Annotated in this window: 19 protein-coding genes and 1 pseudogene; 6 read left to right on the forward strand and 14 right to left on the reverse strand. The window is 36.9% G+C overall.

Annotation, left to right across the window (positions count from 1 at the left end; translation table 11 throughout):
- Positions 1 to 120 precede the first annotated feature (120 nt).
- Positions 121 to 990 (forward strand): metal-dependent hydrolase, encoded by an 870-nt coding sequence (locus L3V46_RS07290; protein WP_239045323.1) that lies wholly within the window; start codon positions 121 to 123, stop codon positions 988 to 990.
- 169 nt (positions 991 to 1,159) lie between these two features.
- On the opposite strand, the gene L3V46_RS07295 is transcribed toward L3V46_RS07290, so the two are convergent.
- The 7 genes from L3V46_RS07295 to L3V46_RS07325 form a co-directional block, all read right to left on the reverse strand.
- On the reverse strand, positions 1,160 to 1,906 hold the full coding sequence (locus tag L3V46_RS07295; protein ID WP_239045324.1) for a hypothetical protein: 747 nt from the start codon (positions 1,904 to 1,906) through the stop codon (positions 1,160 to 1,162).
- Between the two features lie 159 nt (positions 1,907 to 2,065).
- A complete protein-coding gene (locus tag L3V46_RS07300) occupies positions 2,066 to 2,425 on the reverse strand; it encodes a cupin domain-containing protein (RefSeq protein WP_239045325.1) in 360 nt (119 codons plus the stop codon).
- A gap of 76 nt (positions 2,426 to 2,501) precedes the next feature.
- Positions 2,502 to 3,050 (reverse strand): GTP cyclohydrolase I FolE, encoded by a 549-nt coding sequence (folE, locus tag L3V46_RS07305; RefSeq protein ID WP_171064926.1) that lies wholly within the window; start codon positions 3,048 to 3,050, stop codon positions 2,502 to 2,504.
- Between the two features lie 126 nt (positions 3,051 to 3,176).
- Positions 3,177 to 3,878: a Smr/MutS family protein gene (locus tag L3V46_RS07310; RefSeq protein ID WP_034611770.1), complete on the reverse strand. Its 702-nt coding sequence runs from the start codon at positions 3,876 to 3,878 to the stop codon at positions 3,177 to 3,179.
- A 192-nt stretch (positions 3,879 to 4,070) separates the two neighbouring features.
- Positions 4,071 to 4,877 carry an indole-3-glycerol phosphate synthase TrpC gene (trpC, locus tag L3V46_RS07315; RefSeq protein ID WP_034611768.1) on the reverse strand — a complete coding sequence of 269 codons (807 nt, stop codon included), beginning with the start codon at positions 4,875 to 4,877 and terminating at the stop codon, positions 4,071 to 4,073.
- Positions 4,878 to 4,895: 18 nt separating this feature from the next.
- The gene (trpD, locus tag L3V46_RS07320) at positions 4,896 to 5,942 is read right to left on the reverse strand and encodes an anthranilate phosphoribosyltransferase (protein ID WP_239045326.1); all 1,047 of its coding nucleotides are present in this window, start codon (positions 5,940 to 5,942) and stop codon (positions 4,896 to 4,898) included.
- Positions 5,943 to 5,960: 18 nt separating this feature from the next.
- Complete coding sequence (locus tag L3V46_RS07325) at positions 5,961 to 6,545, reverse strand: aminodeoxychorismate/anthranilate synthase component II (protein WP_239045327.1); 585 nt, start codon at positions 6,543 to 6,545, stop codon at positions 5,961 to 5,963.
- Between the two features lie 574 nt (positions 6,546 to 7,119).
- Between L3V46_RS07325 and L3V46_RS07330 the strand changes: the two genes are divergently transcribed.
- On the forward strand, positions 7,120 to 7,383 hold the full coding sequence (locus tag L3V46_RS07330; protein ID WP_239045328.1) for a hypothetical protein: 264 nt from the start codon (positions 7,120 to 7,122) through the stop codon (positions 7,381 to 7,383).
- A gap of 435 nt (positions 7,384 to 7,818) precedes the next feature.
- On the opposite strand, the gene L3V46_RS07335 is transcribed toward L3V46_RS07330, so the two are convergent.
- Positions 7,819 to 8,337 (reverse strand): hypothetical protein, encoded by a 519-nt coding sequence (locus tag L3V46_RS07335; RefSeq protein WP_239045329.1) that lies wholly within the window; start codon positions 8,335 to 8,337, stop codon positions 7,819 to 7,821.
- A 159-nt stretch (positions 8,338 to 8,496) separates the two neighbouring features.
- On the opposite strand from L3V46_RS07335, the pseudogene L3V46_RS22865 reads away from it, so the two are divergent.
- Positions 8,497 to 8,757: pseudogene (locus tag L3V46_RS22865) on the forward strand (phage tail protein); the annotation flags it as partial.
- 46 nt (positions 8,758 to 8,803) lie between these two features.
- Here the strand turns inward: L3V46_RS22865 and L3V46_RS07340 are convergent.
- Positions 8,804 to 9,256 carry a hypothetical protein gene (locus L3V46_RS07340; RefSeq protein ID WP_239045330.1) on the reverse strand — a complete coding sequence of 151 codons (453 nt, stop codon included), beginning with the start codon at positions 9,254 to 9,256 and terminating at the stop codon, positions 8,804 to 8,806.
- A 632-nt stretch (positions 9,257 to 9,888) separates the two neighbouring features.
- Here L3V46_RS07340 and L3V46_RS07345 point away from each other — a divergent pair.
- From L3V46_RS07345 to glnA, 3 genes are all read left to right on the forward strand, one after another.
- Positions 9,889 to 10,830, forward strand: coding sequence for a hypothetical protein (locus L3V46_RS07345; protein ID WP_034611755.1), 942 nt, complete (start codon positions 9,889 to 9,891; stop codon positions 10,828 to 10,830).
- A 135-nt stretch (positions 10,831 to 10,965) separates the two neighbouring features.
- Entirely contained in the window at positions 10,966 to 11,499 is a 534-nt protein-coding gene (locus tag L3V46_RS07350; RefSeq protein ID WP_004724559.1) for an ATP/GTP-binding protein, read from the forward strand.
- Positions 11,500 to 11,941: 442 nt separating this feature from the next.
- A complete protein-coding gene (gene glnA, locus L3V46_RS07355; RefSeq protein ID WP_016539490.1) occupies positions 11,942 to 13,357 on the forward strand; it encodes a type I glutamate--ammonia ligase in 1,416 nt (471 codons plus the stop codon).
- Positions 13,358 to 13,571: 214 nt separating this feature from the next.
- Here the strand turns inward: glnA and L3V46_RS07360 are convergent, their stop codons facing one another.
- From L3V46_RS07360 to L3V46_RS07380, 5 genes are all read right to left on the reverse strand, one after another.
- Positions 13,572 to 13,979 (reverse strand): DUF3106 domain-containing protein, encoded by a 408-nt coding sequence (locus L3V46_RS07360; RefSeq protein ID WP_239045331.1) that lies wholly within the window; start codon positions 13,977 to 13,979, stop codon positions 13,572 to 13,574.
- Positions 13,969 to 14,295: a hypothetical protein gene (locus L3V46_RS07365; RefSeq protein ID WP_105714121.1), complete on the reverse strand. Its 327-nt coding sequence runs from the start codon at positions 14,293 to 14,295 to the stop codon at positions 13,969 to 13,971. Before L3V46_RS07365 ends, L3V46_RS07360 begins: the two co-directional genes overlap by 11 nt.
- Entirely contained in the window at positions 14,288 to 14,902 is a 615-nt protein-coding gene (locus L3V46_RS07370; protein ID WP_035371023.1) for an RNA polymerase sigma factor, read from the reverse strand. The genes L3V46_RS07365 and L3V46_RS07370 overlap by 8 nt, the downstream gene beginning before the upstream one ends.
- Positions 14,903 to 15,057: 155 nt before the next feature.
- Entirely contained in the window at positions 15,058 to 15,834 is a 777-nt protein-coding gene (locus L3V46_RS07375) for an RNA methyltransferase (RefSeq protein WP_004724547.1), read from the reverse strand.
- A 112-nt stretch (positions 15,835 to 15,946) separates the two neighbouring features.
- Positions 15,947 to 16,921: a class 1 fructose-bisphosphatase gene (locus tag L3V46_RS07380; protein ID WP_034611751.1), complete on the reverse strand. Its 975-nt coding sequence runs from the start codon at positions 16,919 to 16,921 to the stop codon at positions 15,947 to 15,949.
- Between the last annotated feature and the right edge of the window lie 10 nt (positions 16,922 to 16,931).

Raw genomic sequence — 16,931 nt, forward strand, 5'->3', positions numbered from 1 at the left:
GATGCAATGACATGTAAATGAGTCGAAATGACCTATGGAATTATACCCAGTTAAGTAAAATTCTAATAAGCGCACCAGCTAAATTAAAAAAATGATAATCAGCCAGAGGCAGGATCAACCATGGGCATTTTAAAAAAATTTATTAAATCGAGTGTGTATCATGAGCCATTACCTATTCGCCGTGATGTTAGATTTAATCTACCTGCAGAGCGAATCGCAGATTGGCATACCGCCGCAGGTCCAATTTTTACCGCATTGCTAAATACGTTTTCTATTGTCTTGCCTATTGGCGAACGCTTCTTTATTGATGCTGTAAGGGCACATCGTGATTTAGTCCAAGACCCAGAATTACAAAAAGCGGTGACGGCTTTTATTGGTCAAGAAGCAATGCATGGACGTGAGCATGAAGAATATAACCAAGCCTTATTTGCACGCTCACCGATTGCACCAAAATTTGAAGCATTGGTTTTAGAGATTTTTGGTCTGCTTAAACAGCATTTACCTGCATATTTTTGGCTCAGTGGAACAATTGCATTAGAACATTTTACCGCTTTATTGGCAGATTCTGTATTACGGACACCTGAGTTATTTGAAGGGGCTGAAGAACATTATGCCAATATCTGGCGTTGGCATGCTTTTGAAGAAACAGAACATAAAGCTGTGGCTTTTGATGTATGGAATACTGCAATGGGGCATGGTCCTTATGCCTATGCTGTTCGTAGTTTTGGATTGGTGATCGCAACGATTGTGTTCTGGGGCTTAGTGATTCCTGTATTCTTGACCATTGTTAAAGGAGAAGGCAAGTTAAGCGATTTATCCAGCTGGAAAAAGACCTATCATTATACCTTTGGCGGCATTGGTGTATTGAGAAAGCAATTGGGAAATTATATCGATTATTTCCGTCCAAACTTCCATCCGTGGGACCATGAGAACCGTCAATACATGCAACAAATGGAACAATTGATTTATCAATTGGCTGAAAAAAAATAATCAAATATCATACTTAAAGGATTGGCTGTGTGTTTGTGATATATCGCACAGCACATGATTTTGAACAGCTTATCGAGCAGTTCATCTGGTGATTTGCTCGACTCGCTTTAAATCTGTATGAATTAGAAAAAACTTGAGAAAAATGATTCAGCTCAATCATTGATACAAACTATTTAAATAATTTGCCTGCTTGAGAAAGGATCTTTTTGCCTTTTTGAGTGACTTCTAATGTGACATCTGGTGTTTCACTTGCACCTAAAACATGACGATAAACTACATATTGATATGTACCACTGTTAAAAATGTAGTGATGATTGCCGCCTGAACCATCCATTTCAACACGACCCTGATTTAAAATCAGATCAGGTTTTGTCGCTTGGGACTGTTTTGTTCCCCAAGATGCATAACGATATTTACCATTGGGCATAGCATCTATACGCACTTGAAATTTGGCTGTTTTAAACTGTAATTCAGGTGTTTTAAAATTTTTAACTGATGAATGTAATTGATTTTTTTGTTGTGAAATTAGTTGTGCTTTATATTTTTGTTCAGCATCACTACTGTAGTTGATGGCTTTAATTTTATGACCATCTAACCATAGTGTGCCACCATTGAGCATCACACCACGCGAACCCATACTTTCCCATTGTGATGGTTTTGAGTTGGCGATCTCTTGAATAAGTTGAGTATCAAACACTTGGTTAAAGCGTTGTTTCATCTGGGTTGCATTGGCAATACTTGGGATGGGTTCTTCACGATGTAAGGGGTAGGTAATGTTGTTTGAAATCGCGGTGATATTTTTATTTTTAAATAATTTAGTGACACTTTGCACATCTTTTAATTCGTTGGCATTTAGATTGTCGGCAAAGGCGCTAGTGGCAGTTAACGCTGAAATCAAGATCAGTAAATTTTTCATTTAAAATAATGGTATAAGGCTGAGATAATTTAAATCATATAGTTTTAAGTGGACAGTAAGTGAGCGTTTTACAAATATAAGCTATAAGAAAGCAAAAAATATAAAAAAAGCTTATATTTGAACGCGCCGATCATCAAAAAAGTCACAAGTTTTAGTGGCTTAAACTTCAACCACAACAAAATATTTTTTAACTGCTTCAAGCACTTCAAATGTACCGATAAATGAAGGTGGGATAATTCCTGCTTCACCAGCTTTAATTTCTACAAATGATGAGGAGTTTTTATCATGCAAACGTACAGAACCTTCAATCACCTGAAAAAATTCTTGTTTATTGTCTGCAAATTGAATATCCCATGCACCGACCTCACATTGCCAAATACCACAATTCATATTGGGATGTTCATACAAACTTTGTGTAAGTCGTTTGGGATTTCCTTTAACCAATCGTTCAGCACGAGGATAATCGATAGTGGTTTCACTGTGCGTTAAACCATGACCTGCCAACCAAATTAAAGACATTGTAAAACCCTATCGTAAAATAAAGCCTCAATAAAATGAGGCTTTGATATTTATATTGCTTACTGAATGATCAGTCTTAATGTGCTTCAGGCACGGCAGATAAAAACTCACGACGTGCTTCTTTATCTGTTTTAAAATCACCGACAAATGACACGGTACGTGTGGTCGATTCTTGTTTGCTGACACCACGCATCATCATACACATGTGCGCTGAATCAATGACCACCGCAACACCACGTGCTTGGGTAACTTCAGCCACTGCATCTGCAATTTGCTTGGTCAACTGTTCTTGAATCTGTAAACGGCGAGCAAACATTTCTGTGATACGGGCAAATTTAGACAGTCCTAAAACATTGCCAGAAGGGAGATAGGCAATATGTACACGACCATGAAAAGGCAATAAATGATGCTCACATAACGAATAAAATTCGATATTCTTTACCAAGACCATTTCATCATTATCAGAAGGGAAGACCGCATTATTGGTCACTTCTTCCAACGTTTTGCTATAGCCAGACGTCAAGTACGAAAAAGCTTTAGCCGCACGCATAGGCGTATCTTTCAGACCAGGACGGTCTAAGTCCTCGCCAACGGCAGTTAAAATATTTGCGTAGGATTGCTGCATAGACATAAAACGTGTTCACTTATACGGTTTGAACAAGGACGGCATTGTATCAGAAAAATGAATAATATTTTCTAATTACAAGATAAACCGACACTTAAGAGAGTTTTGATCATTTAAAACAAATGATCATGGATTTCCATTTGATTTTGGATTTCTTTCAGCACGTTTCAGTAAAACCAAAACTGCGCCTGTGCCACCTTGTTTTTCAGGAGCACTGACAAAAGCTAAAACATCACGATGTTGACGAAGCCAGCCGTTCACATAAGTTTTGAGTATGGCTTCTGGACCTTTGCCATGGACAATTTTAATGACATTTTGGTTTTCATCTTTTGCCATTTGAATGATTTGCAATACAGCAGAGCGTGCTTCTTCAACAGTACAACCATGTAAATCAACAGCTTCAAACCAGCGTAGATTACCAGCTTTTAAGTCTTCAAAAACTTTATGTTGTAGTGTTGCGATGCGATAGCTTAAAGCCGCCTGACTTGCAACAGGATTTAAAATCGCTTGTGTATCTGACAATTCTGCATCATTAATTTCAAATGCGCCTTCAGCCGCCGCGCGTTTGGCAAGGGTTTTTGCATCTGGTTTTTTGCGCAAATCACTACGCTCGATTTTGGCAATATTGCCGTTATCGAGTTTGGTTACACCGCCGAGTGCGGTTTTAAACAAATCAGCATCATCTAACTCTTCAGGTGCTGTTACTTGTGCATTCTTACTTTCAGGTTGCACTGCAACTTTTGAAGAATGCGGAGGAGTGATTTGTTTTTTGAATTGTTTTAATAAATCAAGCTGTGATTTAGAGAATGTGGAATCAGATTTACTCATAATTGCAAAAAACAGTAAATGGACGGTATTAGGCGCTCAGTATAGTCTGAATCTTGTCAAATTTGAACTGAATTGAATTCACACAGTTATATCTGCGTTGATCGTGACTTGAATGTTGGGAGTTGAAAAATTTATAGGGGTGATTGGGGAAATATGAAAACAGGGTGAGCGAACTCACCCTTTGACTTTTAATTACACTGTTTCAGGCAGACCAAACAACGCATTAAATGCATGATCAGGGCGTGGTTGCTTCATAAAGCTTTCACCCACAAGGAACGAATGAATATCGTGTTCTTGCATCATGCGCACATCATCTGGTGTTGCAATACCACTTTCAGTGATCAGTAAACGTGATGGTGGAAGTAACTTCTTCAAACGCAATGAGGTACTTAAATCGACATCAAAGGTTTTTAAATTACGGTTATTCACACCCAGTAAACAACGCTCTGAAAGTTGCAATGCACGTTCCAGTTCAGCTTCATCATGAACTTCAACCAAAACATCAAGGTTCTGCTCAAATGCGGTCTTTGACATTTCTTCAAGTTGTTGATCTGACAAACAAGCCACAATCAATAAAATACAGTCGGCATGTAAAGCACGCGCTTCGATAACGCCGTAAGGATTAATCAAAAAATCTTTACGTAGCGCAGGTAATTCACAGTGACTACGGGCGATCTGAATATTTTCATCAGCGCCTTGAAAGAAATCTAAATCTGTTAAAACAGATAAGCAGGCTGCACCGGCTTGCTGGTATTGTTGAGCAATTTCAGCAGGGTTAAAATTTTCACGAATGACCCCTTTTGATGGTGAGGCTTTCTTAATTTCAGCAATCACACCTGGGCGTTTACTGTATAAAGATTTTGCAAAACCACGCACAGGTGTTGCAGCTTGGGCAAGCGCCTCAACATCGTTTAAACTACGTTGTTTTAAACGTTGAGCAAATTCTTCGTATTTACGATCAACAATTTTACCCAACATTGTATTGGCAATATCCACCATGATAACGTCCTCTAATCCTTAAGCTTCATACTCTTTGAGTGTTTTGGTAAATTCAGACAAAATGCCCATTTTTTCTAAAGCTTGCCCACCATAGATAATATCATGTGCTAAAGCGACACCTTGTTTATAACTCTTGGTCAGACCTGAAACATAGATACCAGCACCTGCATTTAATGCCAGCATACTGGCTGCTTTTTCACCTTTTGCTGATTTCTTCTTACCGAGCGCGTCTTTGATTAATGCTAAGCTCTCAGCAGCACTATCAACAGAAAGACCAGTTAAGGTTTGAGATTCAATATCTACATCTTCTGGTTGAATCATCCATTCCGTGATTTCACCATTTTTTAATTCAGCGACATAAGTCGAGGAAGCCAAACTGATTTCATCTAATCCATCTTTAGAATGAACCACCATGACATGTTCAGCCCCCAGTTGTTTTAAAACTTCGGCCAGTGGACGACACAATTCTGTTGAAAATACACCAATCACATAGCGACGTACCCCAGCCGGATTCGTAAGCGGGCCAAGGAGATTAAAAATACTACGGAAGCCTAATTCTTTACGTGGTCCAGCCGCATATTTCATCGCTTTGTGATGATTTGGGGCAAATAAGAAGCCAACCCCCATTTCACGGATGCAACGTTCTGTCTGGTGCATATTTAAATCAAGGTTAATCCCGGCCTGTTCTAAAAGATCAGACGAGCCTGATTTAGAAGAAACACCACGATTTCCATGTTTTGCAATAGTTGCACCTGCTGCAGCAATAACAAATGAAGAGGCAGTAGAGACGTTAAATAGGTTTTGTCCATCACCACCTGTGCCAACAATATCAATTAAATGCGGGATATCCCCCACATCAATTTTAATTGCAAACTCACGCATTACACGTGCCGCAGCGGTGATTTCGTCAATACTTTCACCTTTTAAACGAAGTCCCATCATGAATGCACCAATTTGGGCATCTGTGGCTTCACCACGCATGATGGTACGCATCACTTCCTCCATTTGATGTTGAGTGAGTTCGATATTTTTAGTGATGTTATTTAAAGCTTGTTGAATATTCATTATCTTGTACTACGCATATTAAGCATAAATTTCTAAAAAGTTTTTAAAGATCTGATGACCATGTTGACTCAGAATGGATTCTGGATGGAACTGCACGCCTTCAATTGGCAATGTCTTATGTTTGACACCCATGATTTCTTCGATAGAACCATCTGCTTCATTGGTCCAGCAAGTAACTTCCAGACATTCAGGCACACTGGTTTGATCAATCACGAGTGAATGATAACGTGTTGCTGAAAATGGAGAAGGTAAGTTGCTGAAGATCCCTTGGTCACTATGATACATGTCAGATAAACGACCATGCATCACTGTTTTGGCACGCACAATTTCGCCACCAAAAGCCTGACCAATCGCTTGGTGACCTAGGCACACACCGAGTGTTGGAATTTTTCCTGCAAAATGCTGAATTGCAGGGATAGAAATTCCTGCTTCAGAGGGTGAGCAAGGACCAGGACCAATCACTAAGTACTTTGGTTGCCATCGTTCGATATCCTCTAAGGTCACGGCATCATTGCGAACAACTTTAACGTCTTGGTTTAACTCGCCAAAATATTGGACAATGTTATACGTAAAGCTATCGTAATTATCGATCATTAGAAGCATATTGATACTAACCTATAGAAATTTATCAATTTATTTTGTTTAGTGGTTTTGGATACCCGTTAGGTTCCCCGTTTTGAAAAAAGTACCTAGTTACAGCACAAAATAAAAAAAGCCTGCTAGGTGCAGGCTATGATATCAGATTCTTGTTTAAATTCTTCCACTTTTTGCTTTACATAGGACTCATACTTGAACACATCTTTTTCTGAAATTCGATTCGGTTGTTTGATATTTCCTTTCTTAATTTCAGAGTAAAATTTTTTCTGACCATATCCGCCCAGTCTTCAATATATTGATCATACATTTTTTCAAGTGATTTGTAGTTAGTTCAGTTAAAAATCATTGGCTTTTGCATTGCTTAGACAAGCTACAGCATATCGGGTGTGCTTAGTTGCTGCAGATCAAATGGGGGCAGATTAACTCTAATATTAATAAGCAACGGCAGTTGAGTTTAGGTGTTGAATCTTACAAATGGCAAACTGCGAAGGATGATTAAACTAAGCAAGTCTTGATTTAATATTAAAGTTTGCTTTATAAACAGATTTACATATTTTGGGTTAGGGAGGCTATTGATTGGATGAAATATATATTTTTCTTAGCAATAATAGTGTCACTACTCATAATTATCTATAAACCTAGTATTCCCTCAGAAAATAAAGAAAGCAAAGAATTTCATAGACTAGGGACAGTACTAACGGAATGTCAGGGCATAGCTCCACCCAAAGAGCTGGATGAGAGAAAGTATTACGATTATTGTAAATGCGTTAAGAATCCTGTTGATGCACGTAACAAGGAAGAAAAAGAGAAGAGTTGTATTGAAGATTTAAGAGGCGCGAATTAATTGTTTTTTTGTTTTATTTTCTGATTTTTTATAATACTCGGGTCATAAGAATGATGAGCGTAGAGTAAAAAGCATCCTCATTACAAGATTATAAAGCTACAGGATATGAGGGTTGTTCGATCCAAATTTTTCATCAGGATCAAATTATATTAATTTTGACTTGAACAATAATTTTACTCATTTTATTAAATTCAAACCTCCTTCGAGAGAACTTTTAATAGGTGATATCAATGGAAATTAACCAAATACACCAGCTTTACCTAAAAGAAGCTAAACTAGATAAAAATACTGAATAACTTTAAGTTTCAATTTTTGAAAATATTTAACCATAGAAAAACACACTTAAAGTTAGACTAAATAGTGCCTAGCTTTGGTAGTGCAATTTACTAGGGCACTTTTAAAATCAATGAAAATACAATGTATTGAGTGAAAAAACTATCTCAAACTTTTTTGATACTTTAACATCTGCAATTCTAACTTTGCAGCATCTTTTTTTATCTGTTCATTTAGTTCTTGATATTGCTTAAGCGCCACTTGTTTTTCTTGATTTGGGCTTTGCTGTGTATCTTCATATTTTGGATTAAACATTAGATCTTTAGTGAGATCAAGATATTGTAATTGTAGTTGAATGAGGTCATGCATTTCAGAAGTACGTGACTTTAGTTGTTGATAGCTGATTTTGTATTGCTGAAAATACTGCTTAAAATTTTGCTTAATTTGTTCAGAATAAGCTTCAACACTCTGATCATTTGGATCAATATTAGGATTTTTTTGTTGATTTAAATATGCATCCATTTGGTATTCAATTAATTTATAATCAACCCAATCATCAATTAAATCTTGTTTTTCGGATTTCGATATTTTAGCTGTGCTTTCATTCTGAGCAAAACTTGACTCAAGTGAAAGACTAAAACAGGATAGGAGAATACTCAGAGTTAGTAATATTTTTTTCATAAAATTAGGTCTGCTAACATTTGCTTTAAAAATGGTGTTTATATTTAATAATTCCAAGAATAATTATAACAAGCTCAGAGCAATGTATCCTCCAAGTTAGTCCAAAATTGTCCAACTTTCGGGATGCAGTTCATCCGGTGGGTTTTTTGGACCCAATTTATGAGTAATGAAAAATTTACACATCTCTGTGATCTAGATGGAAATTCCGGCAAGCAAAACTTAAATATTTTGACTTCGAAAATCGGCTATGGTTACGAGCAAAGCAACTTAATAAGGATCAATAATAGCAAGGAGATAGTGGTTATATCAGAGAACGTCAAGCAAAGATGAGATTATTTAAAACAAAGTCGTTTTTGATTAACATAAAGGTGCTGTTCGTTTCTTTGTAATTCTTCATTGGATGGAGAGGTGAGCGTTAGAGCAGATATAAGCTAGTACACTCTATTTTTATTCGAAGTCAACAACGTCATACGCCTATCACAGTTATTCCATCTACTTTATTTTCTAAAATATTTTTTAGAAAAATAACAATTTGATCCATCATTTCAATAGCATCATTTTTATATGATTCAAAGTTTTCAATAAAATTTAACTTACTTTCATTAAAAATGAATTGGATATTGTCATTTTCATTTATTGCTGTTTTAGTATCCAAATACATTCTATAAGCTTCTAGTCTCGCAATTATCACTTCAACCTTTTTTGAATCAAGATAAATATCTCTCCAATGTGCCCATTTATCTTCACCTTCAAAAAAAAACCTTTTGATTAAAGAAAAAGCAGTTTCGCCAATAACAATAGAATTTAAATAATTCCTATTATTTTCAATGCTTAAGGGAATAATTTGCATACAAAGCCCTGCACACAAGCCATCATTTTTTATAACCTTAAAGTTAATTTTTCTAATCTCGTTAGTCATTATTCGTAATATCCTCTTTCCCAAATGGAACAATTCTATTTTCAGGTACGATATCTATATATTGATTTCCTTTATACCATCTTACCATCCACCCTCTACAGTTCCTAAAACTAGGTTGTCATTCTCAGCTCGTCTTAAATTTTTGTGCCACAGTGAATACTCGAAAACTGAATCACTAATTTATTTTTAAAACATTTTATATTACTTATTTAATAAGCGATGCAAACCGATACACGCTAAAAAAATCAATTGGGATGCATAGCAATATAAGATTAATTGATCAAATGAAAACAAATTTATTCATGTTATCGATATTAATATACAAATGTTATTAATATTTTTTAATAAAACATTTAGTTTTATTAAAATTGATTGGCATTATTACTCAGCTAAAATATCACTTGCTTAGCTTGATTTTAAATTAAATAGTTGAAATTTAATAACATATTTTATTTGTGTTATCTGGGTTAAATTTTACTTGAGATTTTTTTTAATAACTATTCTTGTATTTTATACGCTTAATAGTATATTAAATTTGTACAAAATTTTTACAGCAAATATAGTGTTTTGTATTTTATTTCTAAATAAAAATGATAAACTGTTCACACTCTATATGGGGCCATGGGGGCTAAATGAAAGAAGAAATAAAAATCGCTATATTCGGTTTGAGTTTAAATGTGCTCGATGCAATTAAGCAGAAAATACGATCTATGTATGATGACTCACTTCAAGTAAGTTGGGCGAATATTGCTGACCCTCATTTAGATATTCTTCTTGTGAATGATATGTTTTTTAGTTCACCAACAATTCAAAATTTGGTCGGTGTCAAAAAAGTCCCTTATTTACGTCTGGTCAATAAGAATGAAAAATCAGGGCAAATAGAAGGAGATAAATTATATTTACCTTTTTCACCCTCAGATGAAATTCGAAAATGGTTTAAAGATCGCTATTTACATGTACCTGTCAGTGATAAAACCGTCAATATTGTCAATCAGATTTCTAAAAAAGCCGATTTAACCAAGGTGGTTCCTGAGCTTTTTAATGAGCGAAATGGCAATGTTCAAGTATTCGACTCAAAAGGCAACATCGCATTAGTTAATATTCGCACACAACAAGTTTGGATAGATCCGCTACGAAAAGTACAAGGGACGGATGTTTCTTTAAATTTTACTTATGCAACTATGCAAATGGCACAGTCTGTGAGTACTTTTCAAGGTATAGAACTTAGATCTTGGGTGTGGAATTTATTGTGGTATTCAGATGATGTCAATATTCCAATCAGTTCTAACGATTGTTATAAACTGCTAGATTGGCCACAACCGAATCATCAAAATGAACGGCAAATGGTTTTTAAAATTGCAGCGTGTTTTGAATTGGGAGCAAGTGTTTCCCAAGTGGCTCAGAAAACAGGCTATAGCAAAGAACAAGTCGCTAAATTTGTTTCAATTGGTGTGTTGACCAATTCACTAAAAAAAATAGCGCTTGAAGATGCAAAACTGCATACTGAGGAAAAACAATCTTCAGGCATTTTACGTGGGTTTTTTGGTAAGTTAAGGAAAAAATTAGGGCTTTAAGTGTCTAAAAACATACAAATCAAATAAGGCTTGTAAAAATTAACCCTTAAATCAAGTTTGTTTAAACTGACACGATAAGCAAATCTATATCCAGTTTATATGATGCAGTGATAAGTTTAAAAAATAGGTGATGATGTGATCTTACAAAAGTATAAAATTGTTTTTGGCGGTAAAATGGGTGCTGGTAAAACAGAAGCAATCAAATCATTATCTGAAATTTCAGTCTTATCTACAGAAGCACAAAATACAGATGAGCAAGCGCACAGTAAGGCATTGACCACTGTCGGGATTGACTATGGTGAAATCAAATTAGATGAAGGCGTTATTGTTGGATTATATGGTACGCCAGGGCAGGATCGCTTTGATTTTGTTTGGTCAGTGATATGTAAAGGTGCAATCGGCGCGGTGGTGTTGATTGACCATACGCAAAAAGATGCACTTGAAGATTTAAAATTTTATTTTCAAAGTTTTAAAGAACATCTCAACAATATTGTGGTCGGTGTGACCCATATAGATGAAAATCCGCAGCACCTATTAAAACCGTATAAAGATTGGATGCAGTTAAATCAATTGACCATGCCAATTTTTGCAGTAGACGCCAGAAAAAAAGATGATGTATTGATCATGGTTGAAGCACTTATTGCAAGAGCCGAAGTCGAATTTGGCTAATTGTCGATATAGGAGATCGTAAATTATAAAATCAAATTACTTTATTAAAGGCTGTATAGAACAATGTTAAAGGCGTATACATACTGAATACGCCTTATTTTAATGCTTTTGAAATAAAAAATTGCCATCATCTTAAAAAATAGTCGATAAAAAGTGTTGTTAGCGTAATATAAGCACCAAGATAAAACATTTTATTCAGTTTGCACAAAAATAGTGCGTTAAAATTGTGCGTAATAATTTTAAAACGAGAAGTGTGTTTGAATATGGTGCAATTCTATTTGCACTCAGTATAATAGATGGAATTTAATTGTTGCTAAGCTTATTTTCTGATAAGAAATTCAATATTTTAGCAATTATTTTAAAAGTTGGTATGCTACTTGCTATATAAATACCAACTACTAACACGCACTTCACAAGTGCAACAAAAATTCATTGGAGCAAAATGAGCATGGCGAACAAGGTCCTTCAACTCATACAAGAAAGTGGCGCAAAATGGGTCGATTTTCGCTTTACTGATACTAAGGGTAAAGAGCAGCACGTAAGCTACCCATCAGACACTATCGATGAAGATACTTTTGAAGATGGTAAAATGTTTGATGGTTCTTCAATTGCTGGTTGGAAAGGCATTGAAGCATCTGACATGATTTTACGTCCAGATCCTGAAACTGCTTTTCTTGACCCGTTCTTTGCTGAAGCAACCATCGTCGTTACTTGTGATGTTATTGAACCATCTACTGGTCAAGGCTATGACCGTGATCCACGTTCGATTGCTCGTCGTGCGGAAGAATACCTAAAATCAACAGGTATTGGTGACACTGCATTCTTTGGTCCAGAACCAGAATTCTTTGTTTTTGACGAAGTTAAATGGGACATCGATATGTCTGGCGCTCGCCATACATTAATCGCTGAAGAAGCTGCTTGGTCTACAGGTAAAGACTATGAAGCAGGTAACTCTGGTCACCGTCCTCGTGTTAAAGGTGGTTATTTCCCAGTTCCTCCAGTAGATTCTTCACAAGATATGCGTGCTGAAATGTGTGCACGTATCGAAGACATCATGGGCCCTGGTCGTGTAGAAGTGCACCATCATGAAGTTGCATCTTGCCAATTAGAAATTGGTGTAAGCTTCAATACGATGGTTCGTAAAGCTGACGAAGTTCAACAGTTCAAATATGCTGTTTGGAACGTTGCGCATCAATATGCGAAAACAGCGACGTTTATGCCTAAGCCTATGGTTGGTGATAACGGTTCAGGTATGCACGTTCATATGTCTATCTCTAAAGATGGCAAGAACTTGTTTGCTGGTGATGAATACGCTGGTCTTTCAGAAATGGCGCTTTACTTCATCGGTGGTATCATCAAGCATGCACGTGCATTGAATGCGATCACAAACCCTTCTACTAACTCGTATAAGCGTTTGGTTCCTCACTTCGAAGCGCCAATTATGCTTGCTTATTCTGCACGTAACCGTTCTGCTTCGATTCGTATTCCATACGTTTCTAGCCCTAAAGGTAAACGTATTGAAGCGCGTTTCCCAGATCCAATGATGAACCCATACTTAGGTTTTGCGGCATTATTGATGGCTGGTCTTGATGGTATTCAAAACAAAATCCACCCAGGTGAAGCAGCTGATAAAAACTTATATGATCTTCCTCCTGAAGAAGAAGCTAAAATCCCAACAGTTGCGCATAGCCTAGATATGGCGCTTGAAGCACTTGAAGCGGATCATGAGTTCCTTCTTAAAGGTGGCGTATTCACAAAAGAAATGTTGGATGCATACATCGAGCTTAAAACTGAAGATGTACGTCGTTTAAATACGACGACTCACCCAGTTGAATTTGATATGTATTATAGCTTGTAATTCGGTTTCGAATTTAAGTGATGAAAAACCTGCCTTGTGCAGGTTTTTTATGTCTGAAAATTAGAAATTCAGCATTTTAATTTTAAAATCATGAGAGGGGAGAATTGTCAGTAATGCTGTGTTTAGATTTTGACGATGTTGAGTTTGAAGATGCTGAGTTTAATGATAAAAAGCCAGTTAAATAACTGGCAATGAATGAAATTTAAAAATATGCTTAGTGTGAACTCGTGATATTCTGTTGATATTTCACCATATATTGTTCACGAATTTCATTACGCTCATCAGATGTTGACGCTTTTTGCATTTTTTTACGCATTTCGTTGCGTTCAGCGGTGCTCATTTGCTGCCAGACTTCACGCATTTTTTGCTTTTCTTGTTCAGGAAGCTGAGTAAACCAATCCATGCGTTGTTGCAGTGCTGCACTTTGATCAGTCGGAATTTCTTTTAAATTTTGATAACGCTTAATCAGTGCCTTTTGCTCATCCTCAGAAAGGGCATCCCATGTTTCATTGACTTGACTGTTCGCATCTTTAGAAAAAATCCAAAAACGTTCAAATCCAGCAAAACTTGTTTGTAGAAAACCAATAGCACAAAATGCCAAAGCTAATTTTCTAGCTGCCATGAGAATTTTTATCCTCACCAAATACCGATAACATGTCTAAATCTTCCATCATTTGAGGTGAAAGTTTAGGACTAATCACCACTTGTTGTGGGGTTTGTGATTCTGGTGATATATCAAAAGCATTGGGAATCACAACAAAACCAGTAATTGCCGCTGCAAGCGCAAAACCAGTCATTTTCCAGTGACCAAAACGTGAGGTTTGTTTATCTTGGATATGGTCAAGCACATTGTTCATCACCACTGCTTTATTGCGGTGATGACGTGCAGCTTCATCCAGTTTTGCCGTCACTTGTTTGGTGAAATCATCATTATTCATGTGATGAACCTCCATACGGATTTAAATGTGAGAGCGAAGTTCTTAGTCCTTGAATAGCTCTGTGATAATGAGTTTTTACACTACCTTCTGTACAGTTCATAATAGATGCAGTGGTTTGTGTATCAAATCCTTCCCAAGCACGTAACATAAATGCTTGTTGCTGGCGTACAGGGAGGCGGCTAATGGCTTCTTGAATTTCCTCAACGGTGACATCTTGATCTAGAAATTGAAGTGGATTAGGTGTGGATTCATCCACAATTTCCATAGCTTCTTCATCATCAGAATCTAAATCAATTTTTCGAAATAACGAAAATGGAGAAGCGCGTCGTGCTTCTTTGCGTCGCCAATCTTGTAATTTGTTATTTAAAATTGTATAGAACAGTGGATACCATTCTTCAGTGGATTTATCTGCATAAGATTTATGTAAGGAAATAAATGCTTCCTGTACCAAATCCATCGCAATCCCATTGTGACCTTGGGTTGCATTTTCCATCATCACTAGGGCACGACCCGTCACGTCCTGCATGAAAAAACGCAGGCGCTGCTCGCTCGTACTCGTTTGAGCACTTGCTGTTTCAGACTGTGACTTCTTTGGTGCTAAGTCCATAGAGATGGAAAATCCCGTCATGGGTACCCACCATTATTTTAAATTCATATCTCTATAACGTTAAAAAAATGGTTTGGGTTGACATGTAAATCAATTATTTTTTTCAGTTTAAATGATTTTTTCCAATAACGGGCAATATTTAAAATAAATTAACCTTATAGTCGTTGTCTAACCATTTCAAAGAAACAAATCGAGCCAGCAACTGCAACATTGAGGGATTCTTGACCACCAGGTTGCGGAATAGATACCGCTTCAGCGCGTTTAAGAGCGAAATCTGAAACACCTTGACCTTCATTACCTAAAATCCAAACACACTGTTTGCGCAGGTTTTTAGTGTAAAGGCTTTCTGCCTGATGCGAACTGGTCACATACACAGGAATTTTAAATTGCTTGAGCAAGTCTTCAAGGATGACGTTTTCATATGTGTGTAATGAAAAATGCGCCCCCATACCGGCACGTAATACTCGTGGTGACCATAACGATGCAGAACCTTTGGTACAGACAATTTGTTCAATACCCGCAGCTGCTGCTGATCTAAGTAATGTGCCAACATTGCCCGGATCTTGGACATTTTCAAGAATTAGCGTGTCTTCAGTAAAATTCAGTGCCTGAGTTGAACTTGGTAAATCTACAATGGCTAGACATGCAAGGCTGGTTCCAAGGGTACTTAAATCTTTGTATAAAGATTCACCGACCACAAACACGATACCTTGATATTGGTCAAGGATACTGCCTAAATCTTCATGATCTAAGGCATGTTCAGTGGTAAAAATTGAATTAATCTTTCGACCTTTTTCTAACCATGCAAGCGTAAGATGGGTTCCCTCAAGTACAGTTTGTCCTTGTTTTTTACGGTAAGTGTTTTGTTCAATTAAACCTCTGAGGTGTTTAATTTTGGGATTGTCTTTTGATTCAAGGAAAATTGTAGGCATGGGAGAGTACGTCCAAAAAATTAAGTAGGGTCTGTGATCATTCTATAAAGAAATTGCAACAGACCCTAGCTGGCGTTACTCCCTAAATAGAGAGTAAGAAAAGAGAGAAGAATTAGTTGTGGTAGCTGGTAACAAGCTCAACTTCATTCTTAGAACCAATGATAACAGGAACACGTTGATGTAACTCAGTCGGTTGAATCTCTAAAATACGTGTACGGCCCGTAGTCGATGCGCCGCCAGCTTGTTCCATTAACATACTCATTGGGTTGGCTTCATACATTAAACGTAAACGACCTGCTTTTTTAGGATCTTTAGTATCGTATGGATATAAGAAAATACCGCTACGACATAAAATACGATGAATATCACCTACCATACACGCCACCCAACGCATATTGAAATCTTTTTCACGTATAGATGTTTTACCTGCTTGTAGTTCTTCGATATAACGTTTTACAGGTGCTTCCCAATGACGTTGATTTGATGAGTTAATCGCAAACTCTTTGGTATCCGCAGCAACTTGAATATTTTCAGAAGTGAGTAAGAATTGCTTTTCTTCAGGGTCGTAAGTGAAGAACACAACGCCCGCACCAACGGTCAAAGCCATCATTGTTGATGGGCCATAAAGCACATACCCTGCTGAAACTTGTTGAATCCCTGCTTGCATGAAGTCTTCAGCTTGCGTTACAGCATTTTGCGCAGGAAGGATAGAGAAAATTGTTCCTACACACATGTTAATGTCAATATTGCTTGAACCATCTAATGGATCAAATAAAACCAAATATTTGCCATTGTCTTGAGCTGGGGTAAATTCATCTAATTCTTCAGATGCGAGTCCGCCTACATTTGGATTGGCTTTTAAAGCATCAATCAAATAATCATTTGAAATCACATCAAGTTTTTTTTGCTCTTCACCTTGTACATTTTCATGTTGTGCACTCCCCAAGACACCAGCTAAAGCACCTTTCTGTAAAGCCTGATCGATGGTTTTACAGGTATTGGCAATTGTTTCAATCACATTGGCAAGTTCAGGTGTTAAGTTCCCTTGTTGTTGTTCTAAATATTGGGATAGGGTGCGATATGACATATCAGAGGTG

The sequence above is a fragment of the Acinetobacter sp. AG3 genome (assembly GCF_022343575.1).
Taxonomy (GTDB): domain Bacteria; phylum Pseudomonadota; class Gammaproteobacteria; order Pseudomonadales; family Moraxellaceae; genus Acinetobacter; species Acinetobacter guillouiae.

Excerpts from the sequence above, each read along its gene's own strand:
- L3V46_RS07360 (WP_239045331.1), bottom strand. The coding sequence starts at position 13,979 with ATGGCAGCTAGAAAATTAGCTTTGGCATTTTGTGCTATTGGTTTTCTA.
- L3V46_RS07330 (WP_239045328.1), top strand. The coding sequence starts at position 7,120 with ATGAAATATATATTTTTCTTAGCAATAATAGTGTCACTACTCATAATT.
- L3V46_RS07335 (WP_239045329.1), bottom strand. The coding sequence starts at position 8,337 with ATGAAAAAAATATTACTAACTCTGAGTATTCTCCTATCCTGTTTTAGT.
- trpD (WP_239045326.1), bottom strand. The coding sequence starts at position 5,942 with ATGAATATTCAACAAGCTTTAAATAACATCACTAAAAATATCGAACTC.
- trpC (WP_034611768.1), bottom strand. The coding sequence starts at position 4,877 with ATGGTGGATATTGCCAATACAATGTTGGGTAAAATTGTTGATCGTAAA.
- L3V46_RS07300 (WP_239045325.1), bottom strand. The coding sequence starts at position 2,425 with ATGTCTTTAATTTGGTTGGCAGGTCATGGTTTAACGCACAGTGAAACC.
- L3V46_RS07375 (WP_004724547.1), bottom strand. The coding sequence starts at position 15,834 with ATGCCTACAATTTTCCTTGAATCAAAAGACAATCCCAAAATTAAACAC.
- glnA (WP_016539490.1), top strand. The coding sequence starts at position 11,942 with ATGAGCATGGCGAACAAGGTCCTTCAACTCATACAAGAAAGTGGCGCA.
- L3V46_RS07345 (WP_034611755.1), top strand. The coding sequence starts at position 9,889 with ATGAAAGAAGAAATAAAAATCGCTATATTCGGTTTGAGTTTAAATGTG.
- L3V46_RS07290 (WP_239045323.1), top strand. The coding sequence starts at position 121 with ATGGGCATTTTAAAAAAATTTATTAAATCGAGTGTGTATCATGAGCCA.
- L3V46_RS07380 (WP_034611751.1), bottom strand. The coding sequence starts at position 16,921 with ATGTCATATCGCACCCTATCCCAATATTTAGAACAACAACAAGGGAAC.
- L3V46_RS07365 (WP_105714121.1), bottom strand. The coding sequence starts at position 14,295 with ATGAATAATGATGATTTCACCAAACAAGTGACGGCAAAACTGGATGAA.
- folE (WP_171064926.1), bottom strand. The coding sequence starts at position 3,050 with ATGCAGCAATCCTACGCAAATATTTTAACTGCCGTTGGCGAGGACTTA.
- L3V46_RS07325 (WP_239045327.1), bottom strand. The coding sequence starts at position 6,545 with ATGCTTCTAATGATCGATAATTACGATAGCTTTACGTATAACATTGTC.
- L3V46_RS07340 (WP_239045330.1), bottom strand. The coding sequence starts at position 9,256 with ATGACTAACGAGATTAGAAAAATTAACTTTAAGGTTATAAAAAATGAT.
- L3V46_RS07370 (WP_035371023.1), bottom strand. The coding sequence starts at position 14,902 with ATGGACTTAGCACCAAAGAAGTCACAGTCTGAAACAGCAAGTGCTCAA.
- L3V46_RS07310 (WP_034611770.1), bottom strand. The coding sequence starts at position 3,878 with ATGAGTAAATCTGATTCCACATTCTCTAAATCACAGCTTGATTTATTA.
- L3V46_RS07295 (WP_239045324.1), bottom strand. The coding sequence starts at position 1,906 with ATGAAAAATTTACTGATCTTGATTTCAGCGTTAACTGCCACTAGCGCC.